A 16948-nucleotide genomic window follows, 5' to 3' on the forward strand; every position below is an offset into this window, starting at 1 on the left:
GGCTGTGGAATGGTTCCCGCCCGATCCGGGTCGCGGCGGCCGATCCCGGCCCCGGGCCGGTGCGGGCGCTCTTGCGGGGCGGCGGCGGGGGATGTATTTCCTCCTGCATGACGCGGATCCTCGACATCGGCGACCGCTTCCGGCTGGAAGAGCGGTTCTTCGGCGCCACGCACACGGTGCGCGCGCGCCTATGACGCCTGCCTCGCGCCGCGATCCGTTTCCGCGCCGCGCCCGTCAGCCATGTCACGCAGCTATCCTGGAGAGGACCAATGTCCCCCAAGACCCTCTATGACAAGATCTGGGATGCCCATCTGGTGCACGAGGCCGAAGACGGCTCGTCCCTGATCTACATCGACCGCCACCTCGTGCACGAGGTCACCAGCCCGCAGGCCTTCGAGGGTCTGCGCATGGCCGGCCGCACCGTCCGCGCGCCGGATAAGACCATCGCGGTGCCCGACCACAACGTGCCCACCGACGTGGACCGGGCCAAGGGCATCGAGAACGAACAGAGCCGCATCCAGCTCGAGGCGCTCGACACCAACGCCAAGGATTTCGGCGTCCACTACTACCCGGTTTCCGATGTCCGCCAGGGCATCGTCCACATCATCGGCCCCGAGCAGGGCTGGACGCTGCCGGGCATGACCATCGTCTGCGGCGATTCGCACACCGCGACCCATGGCGCGTTCGGCGCGCTCGCGCACGGTATCGGCACGTCGGAGGTGGAGCATGTGCTCGCCACCCAGACGCTGATCCAGTCGAAGTCGAAGAACATGAAGGTGGAGATCACCGGATCGCTGCCGCCGGGCGTGACCGCCAAGGACATCACCATGGCGATCATCGGCCGCACCGGCACCGCCGGCGGCACCGGCTACGTGATCGAATATTGCGGCAGTGCCATCCGCGAGCTGTCCATGGAAGGCCGGATGACGGTCTGTAACATGGCGATCGAAGGCGGCGCCCGTGCCGGCCTGATCGCGCCCGACGAGACCACGTTCGATTACGTGAAGGGCCGGACGCACGCGCCGAAAGGCGCGCAATGGGAAGCCGCCATGGATTGGTGGAAGACGCTCTATTCCGACGACGACGCGCATTGGGACAAGGTGGTGACCTTCGACGCCTCCGAGATCGCGCCGCTCGTCACCTGGGGCACCTCGCCCGAGGACGTGCTGCCGATCGACGCCGAAGTGCCGGACCCGTCCAGCTTCGAGGGCGGCAAGGTCTCTGCGGCGACCCGGTCGCTCGACTACATGGGTCTGAAGCCGGGCACGAAGCTGTCGGAGATCGAGATCGACACGGTGTTCATCGGCTCCTGCACCAACGGCCGGATCGAGGATCTGCGCGAGGTCGCGAAGATCATGGAAGGCCGCCGCGTGAAGGACGGCATCCGCGCGATGATCGTTCCGGGCTCCGGCCTCGTGCGGGCGCAGGCCGAGGAAGAGGGCATCGCCGACAAGCTCAAGGCGGCGGGTTTCGAATGGCGCATGGCGGGCTGTTCGATGTGCCTCGGCATGAACCCGGACCAGCTTGCGCCGGGTGAGCGCTGCGCCTCGACCTCCAACCGCAACTTCGAGGGCCGGCAGGGCCGCGGCGGGCGCACGCACCTGATGAGCCCGGCGATGGCGGCAGCGGCGGCGGTGACTGGCCGTCTCACCGATGTGCGCGAGCTCGCGCAGAACGACGTTCCGGCGTAAGGAGACCCCGCACATGGACAAGTTCGACCAACTCACCGGGATCGCGGCGCCGCTGCCCATCGTCAATGTCGACACCGACATGATCATCCCCAAGCAGTTCCTGAAGACGATCAAGCGCACCGGGCTCGGCGTGAATCTTTTCGACGAGATGCGTTATGACGACGACGGAAACGAGATTCCCGATTTCGTGCTGAACCGGCCGCAATACCGCGAGGCGGAAATCCTCGTCGCGGGCGAGAATTTCGGCTGCGGCTCGTCGCGCGAACACGCGCCTTGGGCGATCAAGGATTTCGGCATCCGCTGCGTCATCGCGCCCAGCTTCGCCGATATCTTCTTCAACAACTGCTTCAAGAACGGCATCCTGCCGATCGCGCTGCCGCAACGCGAGGTCGACCTTCTGATGAAGGACGCAGAAAAGGGCCAGAACGCCCGCATGACCGTGGATCTCGAGGCGCAGACGGTCACGACGTCCGACGGCGAGGTGATCACCTTCGAGATCGACCCGTTCCGCAAGCACTGCCTCCTCAACGGTCTCGACGATATCGCCCTGACGCTGGAGAAGGCCGCCGCCATCGACAGCTTCGAGTCGCAGGCCACACAGGCCCGCCCCTGGGTCTGAGGCTTCCAGGAGACACCTGGAAACATGACAGGCCGCATCGCGAAATGGTCGCGATGCGGCCTTTTTCTTTCCCAATACAGGATATTGTTTCTTGCGGGGATAGGCCGTGTTGCCATGCTGGAAATGATGCATTCGCGCACCAATTCATGGTGGTGTCGCAGCCAATATGCAGACTCCGCCGACTGTCTCTTGAGATGATGTGGGAAAGGGGGCACGATTTGGGCAATAATGAGGCAGACCGCCGCGATCGGCGGGAATTGGCTGGAACAAGGAATCGGCGTCGTACCGGTTCCGTCCGGACCGAGAGGACGATGCAGTGATCCACCGCCTGGCCGGCGCCGCACTCCGTGCGTTTCTCGTGGCGTTCGTCGTCGCGTTGCCGGCAATGGCGCTGCCGGACATGCCCAGCGATGTCAGCCAGATGGTGCTTCTCGCCGCCCTGGTGGGCGCGCTGCTGACGGTCGTGGAATACACCGCCGTTTTTCCCAGCCTGATCGAGTTTCGCGCGGCGCCGCCCTACAACCGTCTGCGGTTCGCCACGCTTGCCGTGATCGTGGTGCTCCTGACCGTGATTGCCCGTCATTCGCTGCATCCCACGCTCGTCGGTTCCGCCCTCACCTCGCTCGGCTCGATGATTGGTGCGGCGATGGATTTCCCGTTCTCGCCGGTGCGGCTGATGCTGGTCGGCCTGCCGGTCGATGCCTCGAGCGGAACCGTGGCGCTGGTGCGCGCCGCTGCGGGCATCGCCTATTTCCTGTCGCTCGTGCTGGTCGTCGTGTTCGTGATCGTCGTGCGCATCCTTAACTGGCCGATCCGCAAGCACGCCTTCAACGTCTGGGTGAACCTGCCGCTGTTCGATCCGACGGCGGGGGGCGACGTGCTTCACCGGCTCAAGCGTGACGCGCATTTTAACGTCGCATTAGGATTTCTCCTCCCATTCTTGATCCCGGCGGCGATACGGGTCGCGGCCGATCTGGGATCGGCGTTGCCCTTCAGCGGACCGCTGACGATGGTATGGGTGATGACGGCATGGGCTTTTCTGCCGGCCAGCTTGATGATGCGGGGCGTGGCGCTGATGCGCATCGCCGACCTGATCGAGGAAAAGCGCCGCCGCGCCTACGCGCAATCCGAGCATTTGCAGCCGGCCTGACGCTTCTTGTCGTCGCGCTCTGGGTCGGCGTCGCGCGCGCCGACACGCTGCGCATCGCCACCTGGCACACCCCGCTAAGCCGTGATGGCCCCGGCCTTCTGCTCCGCGACATCGCGCGGGGGGAGGACCCGGGCATCGCGGCGGTCGAGGCGGCGCTCCTGTCGGTGCGGCCGGACATTCTGGTACTGACGGATATCGACTACGATCACGGCGGCGCGGCGCTTACCGCGCTGGCGGATCTGTTGCGCGGTGCGGGGCTGGATTATCCGCACGCCTATCAGACGCGGCCCAATACCGGCGTGCCCACGGGGATCGATATCGACGGGGACGGCCGGCGCAACCGCGCGCGGGATGCACAGGGCTGGGGCTACTACAACGGGCATGGCGGCTCCGCCGTGCTGTCGGCGCGGCCAATTCTTGCAGGCGAGGCGCAGGACCTCTCGCACCTGCTCTGGCGCGATCTGCCGGGCAGCCTGATCGAACAGGACGATCCCGCCCATGCCGTCCAGAGGTTGTCGAGCGACGTGCACTGGCTCCTGCCGGTGGAGGCGGCGCCGGGGCTGCGCGTGTCGCTCATGGTCTTCCATGCTACCCCGCCCGTTTTCGACGGTCCGAAGGACCGCAACGGACGGCGCAATGCCGACGAGATCCGGCTCTGGCAGGTGTTGCTGGACGGGCGGCTGGGCGTGCCGCCGCCGGACAGCTTCGTGATCGCGGGCAACGCCAATCTCGACCCTGAAGCGGGCGACGGGCGGCGCGAGGCGATCCGCGCGCTTCTGGCCGATCCGCGCCTGCGCGACCCCCTGCCGGGCGTGCCGAGCGTTGACTGGTCCCGGTTGGACCTCGGGCAGATGCGGGTGAGCTACCTGCTGCCCTCGCGGGATCTGGCGGTGCGGGACGCAGGCGTGCACGAGGCCGCTGCCGAGGCGGGCGAACATCGGCTTGTCTGGGTCGATCTGGAAGTGACCGAGGGCCGTTGATCCGGGGGCCCGGCGCCGCCCGCCCCGGCGGCTTTCTTGACGCGGCGTAGCGGTTCGCCTACGCGGAGGACCGTTCCGAAGTCCGCCCCAAGGAGGCCCGTCCGTGCCCAACCCCTCGCTTCTCATTCTGCCCGGTGACGGGATCGGCCCCGAAGTCATGACCGAGGTGCGCCGCGTCGTGTCCTGGTTCGGCGACAAGCGCGGCCTGAACTTCGACGTCAGCGAGGATCTCGTCGGCGGCGCGGCCTACGACGCCCACGGTACGCCCCTGACCGACGCCACGATGGACAAGGCGCAGGCGGTCGACGCGGTGCTGCTCGGCGCGGTCGGCGGAACCAAATACGACAACCTCGACTTCAGCGTGAAGCCCGAACGCGGCCTTCTGCGCCTGCGCAAGGAAATGGACCTGTTCGCCAACCTGCGCCCCGCGCAATGCTTCGACGCGCTTGCCGACTTCTCGTCGCTCAAGCGCGACGTGGTCGCGGGGCTCGACATCATGATCGTGCGCGAGCTGACCTCGGGGATCTATTTCGGCGAGCCGCGCGGCATCATCGAGGAAGGCAACGAACGCGTCGGCATCAACACGCAGCGCTATTCCGAGAGCGAGATCGAGCGTGTCGCCCGCTCCGCCTTCGAACTGGCGATGAAGCGGGACAAGAAACTCTGTTCCATGGAAAAAGCGAACGTCATGGAATCGGGGGTGCTCTGGCGCGAGGTCGTCACCCGCGTCGGCGCCGATTACCCGGAGGTGGAGCTGTCGCACATGTACGCCGATGCCGGCGCGATGCAGCTGACCCGCTGGCCCAAGCAGTTCGACGTGATCGTCACCGACAACCTCTTCGGCGACATGCTGTCGGACCTCGCGGCGATGCTGACCGGCTCGCTCGGCATGCTGCCGTCCGCCTCACTCGGCCTGCCGATGGCGAATGGCCGGCCCAAGGCGCTTTACGAGCCGGTGCACGGCTCCGCGCCCGATATCGCGGGGCAGGGCAAGGCCAACCCGATCGCCTGCATCCTCAGCTTCGCCATGGCGCTGCGCTACAGCTTCGATCAGGGCGAGGAGGCCGCGCGCCTCGAACGCGCCGTGGAGGCGGTGCTGGCGCAGGGCCTGCGCACCCCCGACCTCCTGGGGGAGGAAAACCGCGCGCCGGTCACCACGAGCGAGATGGGCGACGCGATCCTGGCAGCACTCGACGCCAGCCTCTGAGCGCAGCGCCTTGTGCGCCGGGTCCGCGGATTTCCGCGCCCGGCGCCGGGGGCATGCGCCGCGCGGCGGGTTGCCTGCGCCCGCCGGACGGGTCTAGCTGGGCGCGACCCGATGCAGGACACCCCATGGCACCCAATGCCCGGGCCGCGCTGATCGCGCTTCTGGCCTTCGCCCTCTTCGCCACTCACGACGCTATCGTGAAGGCGCTCGGCGCGGATTACGCGTCGTTTCAGATCGTGTTCTTCAGCGTGCTCTTCGGCTTCCCGCTGGTCACGCTGACGCTGATCAACGATCCCGCCCCGGGGCATCTTCGGCCGATCCACCCGTGGTGGGTTGCGCTGCGCACGATCGCCGCGGTGACCACCGCCGCCTCCGCCTTCTACGCCTTCTCGACGATCGAACTGGCGCAGGTCTACGCGATCATCTTCGCCGCGCCGATGCTGATCACCGTCCTGTCGATCCCGATCCTGGGCGAGCGCGTGGGCCCGCGCCGCTGGATCGCGGTGATCGTCGGGCTCGCCGGGGTGATGGTGGTGCTGCAGCCGGGGGCGACAGAGCTGTCGGCGGGCCACCTCGCGGCGCTCGCGGCCGCGGTGAGCAGTGCGCTTGCCTCCGTCATCTCGCGCAAGATCGGCCCGGAGGAACGCAGCGTCGTGCTGGTCCTCTACCCGATGCTGGCCAACTTCGCGATCATGGGCGCGCTGATGGGCGAGGTCTACACGCCGATGCCGATGGGCGACCTTGCGCTGAACGCGGCGATCGCGGCGCTCGGCTTCGGCGGTGCGATGCTGTTGGTCGTGGCCTACAAGACCGGCGAGGCGGCGGTCGTAGCCCCGATGCAGTATTCCCAGATCCTCTGGGCCACGCTCTACGGTGCGGTCTTCTTCGAGGAGGTTCCCGGCCTCGCCACGCTTCTGGGCGCCGGGATCATCATCGCCAGCGGTGTCTACATCGTCGCGCGCGAGAGCCTGTCTGGTCGGTCCCGCGCCCGCCCGGTGTCGAGCACGCGGACCCGCCATCTGATCGGTACCGCGCCACGGATCGGGGCACTGATGCGGCGGCCGCGAAAGGGGCCCGAGGACGCGTCGTGACCCCTTGTCAAACCCCGGCGCCTCGGCTATCCCGCCCGCCACGGTCGGAGTGTAGCTCAGCCTGGTAGAGCACCGTCTTCGGGAGGCGGGGGTCGTAGGTTCGAATCCTGCCACTCCGACCAATTCATCCAGACATCCTCGGTAGCAGGTTTCGGCCGATGAACCTTGTCGCTGCCATGCGCGCGCGATTGTCCGGGCGGGGGCATTGGCGCCCGGCGGCCTGTCTCCGGCGGTTCGGCGCGGTCAGTCTTGCGAGAACGCGTTTTGCCACACCTCCTTGAAGAGCAGGCGCTTGTGCCGGTCCAATGCGACCAGGAGCTTCGGAGACAGCTCGATCGCACGCAACTGAGATGCCCCAGTCCCGTCGGGGACAGCCCCCTTCTCGAGCAGCGCGTCCAGATCGATATGAAGGTTCGCGCGGCGGAGCGTGTCCTGTGTGCCCGTTGACACCAGAAAGTCGACCAGCTGGGTGGCCATCATGTAATTCCTGGCCCCGCGCGGCACGACCGCGCCCCGTGCCAGGATGAGGGTATAGTCCGACGGAGCCACGATGCCGAGGTCGGGATTCTCCTCGGCCAGGTCGAACGCGTACGATCCCAGGATGTTGTACGCGATGAGGTAGTCTCCGTTCAGAACCCCGGCCATGATCTCGGCCGAGCAGCACGTCGCCACCGCGCCCGTCCGGCCGAACGCCTCCAGGAGCCCTCCGAAGGTCGTCGCTTCGAGCGAATCGGCGTAGGCAAAGAGGAAGCCGAGGCCGGAGGCCTCGATGTCGTAGGTGGCGATGCGCCCGGCATATCTGTCCGGTGCGTTGCGCAGGATATCCAGAAGGTCGAAGCGCGAGCGCGGCACCTCTTCGGGCGGCACGAGGTCGCGATTGTAGACGATGACCGCCGGCTCGCGCGTGATGCCCCACAGCTCGTCGCGCCACGACAGCCTGGGCGGCAGCCTTGCCGTGGCCTCCGACACGTGCGAGGCGGCGCAGGCCCGGTTGACGAACTCGACGAGCTGATGAACCGCGGAGCTGATGACAAGATCGGCGCCGGGCGTCCCGGCCTCGCACTCGGTGACGCTTCGGCGATAAAGGTTATTGGATAGCCATTGTTCGTAGAGGATCGCGGTGCCCGGCCGGGTGTCGAGGAACCGCTCGAGCACCGGTCGCAGCACGTCGAGATCCGTTGTGCTGCGCACGCGCAATTCCTGCGCGGCTGTCGTGGCGCCGATCCTTTCGGTCAGTTCCTGCGCGCCGGCACAAGTGCCCGCGACGACAGTGAGCGCCAGGATCACCCGCCGGATCATGATGCGGCCGCGCACGGCAGAACGATGGAGATTTCGAAGCCGCCCCTGTCGCAGAACGGGACGAGCCGGCCGCCATGGTTAACAGCGACCGCGTGCGCGATGGCGAGCCCGAGGCCCCCGGCGCCGGCGGACGCGCCGTTGGAGAACCGGGTGTCCATGCGCGCGAGAATCGTCGCGTCCGGTCCATTGCCCGCATCCCGGACCCAGAGATGCGCCTCGCCGTTCGCCCGGGAAACGCCGAACGCGATCGGCGGGACGCCGTGCCGGATGCTATTGCCGAGGAGGTTCTTCCCGGCTTCGGTGACGGACAGCCTGTCCGCGCTGACCCAGAGCTCTGTGTCGGGAATGTCGAGCGACACCGAATGGCCGTTCATCGCGATCTCGAGTTCGCTCGCCTCGTAGATCTCCAGCGCGATGTCGCGCAGGTCGAGCAATTCCCTGCGCGCGGAATCACCCCGGTGGATCACGAGGCCCTGGCTCAGAAGCTGATCCAGCAGACGGCTGAGGGCCACCGTGCGGTTGCGCGCCCGGTCAAGCAGGGCGCGTTGCTGGCCCGGGTCCTTCTCTTCGGTGACCGCGTCGAGTTGCACGCGGATCGCGGCGAGGGGTGTGCGCAACTGGTGCGCCGTATCCGCGATGAGGTCCCGGTTGGCGTCGAGCTGACGCTGGAGCCGCGCGATGAAACTGTTCAGGGCGTCACGCAGCGCGGCGACTTCGCGCGGGGCGGGTTCGGACATGGGGCTGAGGTCGGTCGGCGTGCGGCGGGCCAGCGCATCGCCGATCCGGGCGAGCGGGCGCAGCGCCGACAGGACCGCGAGCCAGGCGAACACCGCGATCACCACGCCGGCCGCACCGAGCACGACCACTGCGTTCTGCGCGATGTCGAAGGCAAGGTCCCGGCGCGCATGCAGCGTGTGGCCGATGATGACTTCGACCGGGCCGGTATAGCCGCGCTCGGCGAACCGGCGGGTGACAGAGACGTAGCGCGCGGGCTCTCCGCCGAAAGTGGCGCCGTAGAAGACGGGCGTGCCGGTGTTTTCCGGTCTCGGCGTGACGTCGCTGCCGGTCAGGGTGTCGCCGTCGCGGCCGACGACCCGGTAATCGATTCGGTCCCGCGGGGCGAGGGCGAGGAGTTCGAACGCGGAGACCGGCATGTCGACGATGGGGGCGCCGTCGCGGATGGTGATCGATTCCGCGATATCGCTCGCAGCGCCGACCAGAAGGCGGTCGAACGCTTCCCGGGCGGCGTGGCGGCCATAGGCGAGCGCGGCGATCAGCACGAGGATGCCACCGACGGCCACCACCGATCCGATGGCGAGCGCAATGCGCGCCTGCAGCGAGAGGGTCGTGCGCGGGGCGGTCTCCTCACTCACGGTCGCTGCTCTCGAGCGAATATCCGAGATTCCGGTGCGTGAGGATCTTCACCTCCGATCCTCCGAGCTTCTTTCGGATGCGGGCCACGTAAAGCTCTATCGCGTTCAGCCCGACATCGGCGTCATCGAAGGTGAACAGACCCTCGAACAGTTTTTCCTTCGAGATGATGCGCCCGGTATTGTGCAAGAGGATGTTGAGCAGGGTGAGTTCCCGGCGCGTCATGGGAACCAGTTCTCCGCGCAGACGCACGGTCTGGGCGGAGGGATCGAGGGTGATGTCGCCCACCACGATATCGGGGGCCGCGTGATCGCTTCCCCGCCGGGTCAGCGCCCGCACGCGCGCGCCGAGCTCGCGCAGGTCGAAAGGTTTCACCAGGTAGTCGTCGGCGCCCTCGTCGAGCGATCCGACCCGCGTCTCGACCGAGAAATTCGCCGACAGCATGAGCACCGGTGTTGCGTCCTTGCGCTGCCGCATGGTGCGCAGGAGGTCGCGCCCGTCACCGTCCGCAAGCTGGATATCGAGGATGACGAGGTCGAAGTCCTGCACGATCAGGCAGGTCTCTGCCTCGGCTGTCGTGTCGACCACGTCGCAGGCAAAGCCTTCCCGCGCGAGATAGGCCGCAACCGTCGCGGCCACATCTTCAGCGTCTTCCACCAAAAGCACGCGCATGCCGTCCCTCCCCGGATCCGAAGCATAGGTGTCGGGGCGGGTGGTGAAAAGAAGGGCGTCGCGATGACAGCTTGATGACAGGCTTGCAGGCTAGGTTCCGGCAGCGCCCGGGGTCATGCCCCGGCGTCCAGTGGAGGAGACTGACATGATCAAGACGACCCTTGCCGGCGGCGCCATCGCGGCCGCCCTTGCCGTGACCGCGCCGTTCGCGGCATCCGCACAGGAATTCACCCCTGACCAGCCCGAGTGCATCGCCCCCGCCGCGGCCGGCGGCGGCTGGGACTTCACCTGCCGTCAAGTTGCACGCATCATGCGCGAGACCGATCTCATCGACGGGTCGATGCGCGTGCAGAACCTTTCGGGCGGTGGCGGCGGCGTCGCCTATGCCGAGGTGGTCAACAAGCGCAACGACGAGAACGACCTGATCGTGGCGGCGTCGACCGCGACGGCGACGCGTCTTGCCCAGGGCGCCTATCCGGGCAACACGATGGACCAGGTGCGCTGGCTCGGCACCATCGGCGCCGATTACGGCGTCATCGGCGTGCGCCCCGATTCCGAGATCGAGGACCTGCCGGGCCTGATGAGTGCGCTGGAAGAGGACCCGCGGTCGATCTCCATCGGTGGCGGCTCGGCCTCGGGCGGCTGGGATCACCTCAAGGTGCTGATCGCCGCGCAGGAGGCGGGGATCGAGGATCTGCGTGCCATCAAGTACGTCGCCTTCGCAGGTGGCGGCGAGGCGATCAGCCAGCTTCTGGCCGGATCGCTTCAGGCCTATTCGGGCGATCTGTCCGAAGCGATGGGCTTCGTCGAATCCGGTGACCTGCGCGTGCTCGCGGTACTCGCTCCGGAACGGCTCGAAGGCGACTTCTCGGAATTCCCGACCGCCGCCGAGCAGGGTCTCGACGTCGTTGGCGCCAACTGGCGCGGCTTCTACGGGCCGGGCGAGATGAGTGACGAGGCCTATGACTGGTGGGTCGGCCAGCTCGACACGATGTATGCGAGCGAAGAGTGGAAGGCCGTCATGGAGCAGAACGGCCTCGCCGATCTCGACCTGCATGGCGACGAGTTCAACGAGTTCGTCGCGGAATCCGTCAGCGACATCGAAGAGATCTCGCGCGAGATCGGCCTCGTCCAGTAACGGGAACAGCGGTCCGGCCGCACCCCCGCCTGCGGATCGTCGCAGGCGGGGCTCGTGCCGAATGCACCCTTCCCACAACCTGCATGCGGGAGACATACCATGATGAGTGATCGCGTTCTCGGCGGCGTCGGCCTCGCCCTCGCCGTGTTCTACGCCTGGGCGGCGACGATCATCCCCGAACCCTTCTCGTCCGATGCGATCGGGCCGGACGGGTTTCCGATGATCATCGCGCTCGTCCTCGGCCTCTCGTCCGTCTACTTCGTCCTGAAGCCCGACCCGGAGCCGCAATGGCCGTCGCTCAACCGTCTGGCGGAGATCGGTTTCGCGCTGCTCGTCATGTTCGGCTACGCACAAGTGCTGCCCGTGCTCGGCTTCGTCTTCGCCACGATCATCATCACGGCGTACCTGACCTGGCGCCTGGGCGCGCGGCCTTTGACGGCGATTCTCAACGGTGTCGGCACGTCGGTCGGCCTCTTCGTCCTGTTCGAGCTCATCTTCGGTCTGTCGCTTGCCGACGGTCCGCTCGGCTTCTGAAGGGATACCTCATGGACACGTTCGCTTCCCTCTATGAAGGTTTCGCCGTCGCGCTGACGTGGCAGAACCTTCTGCTCGCGCTTCTGGGCTGCTTTCTCGGCACCATGATGGGGGCCCTGCCCGGCCTCGGCCCTGCCAACGGCGTCGCGATCCTCATCCCGCTGGCGTTCACCTTCGGCCTCAGCGCCATCGCCGCGCTGATCCTGCTGACATCGGTCTATTACGGGGCGATGTATGGCGGGCGGATCTCTTCGATCCTGCTGAACATTCCCGGCGACGAACCGGCGATGATGACCTGCCTTGACGGCTATCCCATGGCACAGGCCGGCCGCGCTGGCGAAGCGCTCGCTCTGTCCGGTGTCGCCTCCTTCGTGGGCGCGTTCTTCGCGACCTGGGGTCTTGTCTTCCTCGCCCCGCTGCTGGTGCAGATCGCGCTGCTGTTCGGGCCGGGCGAATACTTCGTGCTCTATACGCTCGCCTTCGCGACGCTCGGGGGGATCGCCGCCACCAACCAGGCGAAATCGGCATTCGCCGCCGCGCTCGGCATCGGCATCGCGATGATCGGGGTGGACACGCAGACCGGCGTGCAGCGCTTCACCTTCGGGGAGGTGCACCTCTACGACGGTATCGATTTCCTGATCGCGATCGTCGGCCTCTTCGCGCTGTCCGAAGTCTTTGTGTTCCTCGAACATCGCGGCAGCCGCGAGCAGGGCAAGGACGAGGCCAAGATGAAGATCGGGCGGGTCACGCCCTCCCTGAGCGTGCTGCGCTACTGTACGCCCGCGATGATCCGTTCGACGGTCCTGGGCTTCATCTCGGGCGTTCTGCCCGGGGCGGGGGCCTCGCTCGGCTCGTTCCTCGCCTACTCGGTGGAAAAGCAGGTCTCCGACCCGCGGTCCGAGACCTTCGGCAAGGGAGATCCGCGCGGCGTCGCGGCACCCGAGGCGGGCAACAACGCGGCCTCCGGCGGCGCGCTGGTGCCGATGCTGGCGCTCGGGGTGCCGGGTTCGGGGACGACGGCTGTGCTTCTCGCCGTGCTTCTGACGCTCAACATCCAGCCGGGGCCGCTCCTGTTCCAGAACAATCCCGACGTCGTCTGGGGCCTGATCGCGGCGCTCTTCATCGGCAACTTCATGCTGCTGGCGCTGAACATCCCGATGGTGGGGCTGTTTACCCGGGTGCTGCTGGTGCCGACGCATATCCTGATGCCGATCGTCGCCATGATCGCCTTCATCGGGATCTACTCGATCACCGGCTCGACCTTCGAGCTGACGATGATGGTGCTCTTCGGAGCGCTGGGCTGGATCCTGCGAAAGCTCGACGTGCCGCTCGTGCCGATCATCCTTGGCATCCTTCTCGGCAACGAGATGGAGGTGAACCTGCGGCGCGCGATGACGATCTCGAACGGGGAATGGACGACGCTGTTCGACAGCTGGCTTGCCATCATCCTCTGGACCATCGCCATCGTCGGCTTCGTGCTGCCTATCTTCCTTGGCAAGCGCGTGAAGAGGAAGATGAAGGAGGCCGAGGAAGAAGGCCCCCTCAGCGACTGAAGACTTGCCCGGCCCCTTTCGCAGGGGGCCGGGCGCCCGTCCGGGCCGGGGCGCCTGTCTGCTCCGGCCCCAGGGCGGCACCAGGATGGCAATGAGCGTTGCCGACTTGGTGGCAAGGGCGTTCGCGGCCGGCGGTCCGGCTACCTCCGGTGCGGGAGGTGGCTCCGGCGGGTTCCGCGCCGGTCCCCCCTTGGATCTAGGGGGCGGACGAGATCCCGTTGCCGGTGCGTGCCGGGCCGGCCGCCTTGCGGCGCGGCGGCCCGGCCTGCCTCAGCCCAAGGCCGCGTCGCAGCGGCCGCAGACACCGGGGTGGGCGTGCGTGCCCACGTCCGGCAGGATCTTCCAGCAGCGCTGGCACTTCTCTCCCTCGGCGGTCTCGAACACCACGGCGATGCCCTCGACCTCCGGCAGGCGGTAGGCTTCGGCCGGCGCGGGATCATCCGTCAGCCGCACGCCCGAGGTGATGCAGATGTCGTCGAAGGCCACGCTCTTCAGCGCGGCCAATGTCTCGGCGCTGTCCACGTGCACGATCGGCGCGGCTTCCAGCGAGGCGCCGATGACCTTCTCGGTCCGCTTGACCTCGAGCGCCGCGGTCACCACGCGCCTTGCGCGCCGCACCTCGGCCCATTTCGCCGCGAGCGCGTCGTCGCGCCAGCCCTCGGGCGTCTGCGGCATGTCCTGCAGGTGCACCGAGGACGCGTCCCCGGGGAACCGCTCCAGCCACACCTCTTCCATGGTGAACACCAGGATCGGGGCGAGCCACGTGGTCAGCCGGTGGAACAGCAGGTCCATCACCGTGCGCGCCGCGCGCCGCCGGTCGGTGTCGCCGTCGCAGTAGAGCGCGTCCTTGCGGATGTCGAAGTAGTACGCCGACAGATCCCCGGTGCAGAAGTCGAAGAGCGCCCGGAACGTGCCCTGGAAGTCGAAGGCCCGGTAGCCCTCGCGCACCCGCGTGTCGAGCTCCGCCATCCGGTGCAGCACCCAGCGTTCGAGCTCCGGCATGTCCTCGGGGGCGACGCGGTCCTCCTCGCGGAAATGCGCCAGCGCGCCGAGCAGGAACCGCATCGTGTTGCGCAGCCGGCGGTAACTGTCGGCGGTGCCTTTGAGGATCTCCGGCCCGATGCGCTGGTCGGAGGTGTAATCCGCCTGCGCCACCCAGAGCCGCAGGATGTCGGCGCCGTACTGCTTGACCACATCCTCGGGACCGACCGTGTTCCCGAGCGACTTGGACATCTTGTTGCCCTTCTCGTCGAGCGTGAAGCCGTGCGTGACCACGTTGCGGTAGGGCGCGCGGCCCATCGTGCCGCAGGCCTGAAGCATCGAGGAATGGAACCAGCCGCGGTGCTGGTCGGTGCCCTCCATGTAGACGTCGGCGATGCCGTCCTTCGTGCCGTCCTCGCGGTCGCGCAGCACGAAGGCGTGGGTGGAGCCGGAATCGAACCACACATCGAGGATGTCGAAGACCTGGTCCCATTCGGCCGGGTTGTAGTCGCTGCCGAGGAACCGCTCCTTCGCGCCGTCCTTGTACCAGGCGTCGGCGCCCTCTTCCTCGAACGCCTCCAGGATGCGGGCGTTCACCGCCGGATCGCGCAACAGGTAGTCGGGATCGGTCGGCTTGCCCCCGGCCTTCGTGAAGCAGGTCAGCGGCACGCCCCAGGCGCGCTGGCGCGACAGCACCCAGTCGGGGCGCGCCTCCATCATCGAATGCAGCCGGTTGCGGCCCGACCTCGGCGTCCATTTCACCTGATCGATGCAGGTCAGGGCGCGCTGCCGGATGGTCTTGCCGTTCTCGTCCTGCCCGTCGCCGACGGGCCGGTCGATGGCGGCGAACCATTGCGGCGTGTTGCGGAAGATGACCGGCGCCTTGGACCGCCAGGAATGCGGGTAGGAGTGCTTGATCTTGCCCCGCGCGAGCAGCCCGCCGACCTCGGTGAGCTTTTCGATGACCGCCTTGTTGGCGTCGCCTTCCCAATCGCCCTTCTTGGCCTTGGCCGCGAGGATGCGCTTGCCCCCGAAGAACGGCAGATCCTCCCGGAAGGAGCCGTCGTCCATCACGTTGTAGGTGATGACCTGAGCCAGCATGCCGAGTTCGCGGTAGAGCTCGTATTCCTCCATCCCGTGCGAGGGCGCGCAATGGACGAAGCCGGTGCCTTCCTCGTCGGTGACGAAGTCGGCGGCGCGGAAGTCGCGCGGATCGTCCCATTCGCCGTTCGCGCCCGCGGCCCCGGCGAGCGGGTGCGCCAGCGTCATGCCGGAAAGCTGCGCCGGCGTGACGTCGCGTACGCGGCGCCACTGGTCGTCCGACAGGCGCGCCTTGGCAAAGGTCTGGGCGGCCAGCTTGTCGGCGAGGATGTAGCGCCCGCCGACCTCCGCCCAGCATTCCTCTGGCGTGTCCGTGACCTCGTAGAGCCCGTAGGAGAAATCCTCCCCGAACACGACGGCCTTGTTGGACGGGATGGTCCAGGGCGTCGTCGTCCAGATCACCACCTTGGCGCCGAGGAAGGCCTCGCGCGCCTCGGCCTTCGCCGCGGCGATGCCCTCGCGCTCGTCGTCCGACATCTCCTCGTCCGAGACGTCCGCCTCGGGCAGGGAGAAATCGGTGACCGGGAAGGTCACCCAGATCGTGAAGCTCTCCTTGTCGTGGTATTCGACCTCCGCCTCGGCCAGCGCGGTCTTCTCGACCGGCGACCACATCACGGGCTTGGAGCCCTGGTAGAGCGTGCCGGTCATCAGGAACTTCTGGAATTCCTCGGCGATGATCCGCTCCGCCCGGAAATCCATCGTCAGGTACGGCCGGTCCCAGCAGCCGGTGATGCCGAGGCGCTTGAACTCCGAGCGCTGCACGTCGATCCAGGAATCCGCGAACTTGCGGCATTCCTGGCGGAAATCGACGACGTCGACGGCGTCCTTGTCCATGCCCTTGGCGCGGTACTGCTCCTCGATCTTCCATTCGATCGGCAGTCCGTGGCAGTCCCAGCCGGGGATGTAGCGGCTGTCATGCCCCATCATCTGGTGGCTGCGCACGATGATGTCCTTGATCGTCTTGTTCAGCGCGTGACCGATATGCAGGTGCCCGTTCGCGTAGGGCGGGCCATCATGCAGCGTGAAGGGCGGGCGGTCCCCGGCGGTCTCGCGCAGGCGGTCGTAGATGCCGATCTCCTCCCAGCGCTGGAGCCAGCCGGGCTCTCGCTTGGGCAGGCCCGCGCGCATCGGAAAGTCCGTCTGCGGCAGGTTCAGCGTGTCCTTGTAGTCGGGGGCGGCGGTCGTGTCGGTGGTGTCGGCGCACATGGGTCTTGCGTCCTCAGCGAAGTCGTCTCGGCAATGTCGGCGAAGGGGGCGGCGCGGTGGTCCAGACGCCATTGGCCCGGCGGTGCGTGGGCCCTGTCGGGCTCACGGCGCCGGGCAGCTAATTCGAGCGAGGATCGCGCGGAGTGCCATCATGGCGCGGGTTATAGGCCCGCGCCGGCGCGGCGTAAAGCCGAAGGGGCGGGTGTGGCCCGAACCGAATCGGGCCGCCGGCTGTCCCGGCCTGCGCGGCGGGCGGGCCATCCTTTGCCGGCCGTCCCGCGGCATCGGCGGGCCTGCGCCGGTTCCCGGTTTTGCCGCACTGCGGCGCGGCCGATCCCGGCTCATCGCAGGTGCA

At 67.4% G+C, this 16948-nt stretch carries 13 protein-coding genes and 1 tRNA gene; 10 read left to right on the forward strand and 4 right to left on the reverse strand.

All coding sequences use genetic code 11. The annotated features are described in order from the left end of the window. Positions 1-269: 269 nt before the first annotated feature. From leuC to F3H57_RS03865, 7 genes are all read left to right on the forward strand, one after another. Entirely contained in the window at positions 270-1691 is a 1422-nt protein-coding gene (gene leuC, locus F3H57_RS03835; RefSeq protein WP_149754564.1) for a 3-isopropylmalate dehydratase large subunit, read from the forward strand. A gap of 13 nt (positions 1692-1704) precedes the next feature. Continuing rightward, positions 1705-2310, forward strand: a complete 606-nt coding sequence (gene leuD / locus F3H57_RS03840) for a 3-isopropylmalate dehydratase small subunit (protein WP_149754565.1) — start codon at positions 1705-1707, stop codon at positions 2308-2310. Positions 2311-2626: 316 nt separating this feature from the next. After that, entirely contained in the window at positions 2627-3460 is an 834-nt protein-coding gene (locus F3H57_RS22455; RefSeq protein ID WP_149754566.1) for a hypothetical protein, read from the forward strand. Positions 3461-3513: 53 nt separating this feature from the next. Then, a complete protein-coding gene (locus F3H57_RS03850) occupies positions 3514-4440 on the forward strand; it encodes an endonuclease/exonuclease/phosphatase family protein (RefSeq protein ID WP_316632704.1) in 927 nt (308 codons plus the stop codon). 103 nt (positions 4441-4543) lie between these two features. Then, positions 4544-5647: a 3-isopropylmalate dehydrogenase gene (gene leuB, locus F3H57_RS03855; RefSeq protein WP_149754567.1), complete on the forward strand. Its 1104-nt coding sequence runs from the start codon at positions 4544-4546 to the stop codon at positions 5645-5647. A gap of 125 nt (positions 5648-5772) precedes the next feature. Continuing rightward, positions 5773-6738, forward strand: coding sequence for a DMT family transporter (locus F3H57_RS03860; RefSeq protein ID WP_149754568.1), 966 nt, complete (start codon positions 5773-5775; stop codon positions 6736-6738). Between the two features lie 45 nt (positions 6739-6783). Then, a tRNA-Pro gene (locus F3H57_RS03865) sits at positions 6784-6860 on the forward strand. A 121-nt stretch (positions 6861-6981) separates the two neighbouring features. Here F3H57_RS03865 and F3H57_RS03870 read toward each other — a convergent pair. The 3 genes from F3H57_RS03870 to F3H57_RS03880 form a co-directional block, all read right to left on the reverse strand. Then, positions 6982-8037, reverse strand: coding sequence for an ABC transporter substrate-binding protein (locus tag F3H57_RS03870; RefSeq protein WP_149754569.1), 1056 nt, complete (start codon positions 8035-8037; stop codon positions 6982-6984). Beyond that, positions 8034-9317 (reverse strand): sensor histidine kinase, encoded by a 1284-nt coding sequence (locus F3H57_RS03875; RefSeq protein WP_262504487.1) that lies wholly within the window; start codon positions 9315-9317, stop codon positions 8034-8036. Before F3H57_RS03875 ends, F3H57_RS03870 begins: the two co-directional genes overlap by 4 nt. 85 nt (positions 9318-9402) lie before the next feature. Continuing rightward, positions 9403-10080 (reverse strand): response regulator, encoded by a 678-nt coding sequence (locus tag F3H57_RS03880; protein ID WP_149754570.1) that lies wholly within the window; start codon positions 10078-10080, stop codon positions 9403-9405. Between the two features lie 145 nt (positions 10081-10225). On the opposite strand from F3H57_RS03880, the gene F3H57_RS03885 reads away from it, so the two are divergent. From F3H57_RS03885 to F3H57_RS03895, 3 genes are all read left to right on the forward strand, one after another. After that, entirely contained in the window at positions 10226-11218 is a 993-nt protein-coding gene (locus F3H57_RS03885) for a Bug family tripartite tricarboxylate transporter substrate binding protein (protein ID WP_149754571.1), read from the forward strand. A 99-nt stretch (positions 11219-11317) separates the two neighbouring features. Further along, positions 11318-11752 (forward strand): tripartite tricarboxylate transporter TctB family protein, encoded by a 435-nt coding sequence (locus F3H57_RS03890; RefSeq protein WP_316632555.1) that lies wholly within the window; start codon positions 11318-11320, stop codon positions 11750-11752. An 11-nt stretch (positions 11753-11763) separates the two neighbouring features. After that, positions 11764-13305, forward strand: a complete 1542-nt coding sequence (locus tag F3H57_RS03895) for a tripartite tricarboxylate transporter permease (protein WP_149754572.1) — start codon at positions 11764-11766, stop codon at positions 13303-13305. Between the two features lie 270 nt (positions 13306-13575). Here the strand turns inward: F3H57_RS03895 and ileS are convergent, their stop codons facing one another. Further along, a complete protein-coding gene (ileS, locus tag F3H57_RS03900; protein ID WP_149754573.1) occupies positions 13576-16593 on the reverse strand; it encodes an isoleucine--tRNA ligase in 3018 nt (1005 codons plus the stop codon). Between the last annotated feature and the right edge of the window lie 355 nt (positions 16594-16948).

Origin of the sequence: Roseivivax sediminis, from assembly GCF_900112685.1 — a bacterium.
Classification (GTDB): domain Bacteria; phylum Pseudomonadota; class Alphaproteobacteria; order Rhodobacterales; family Rhodobacteraceae; genus Roseivivax; species Roseivivax sediminis.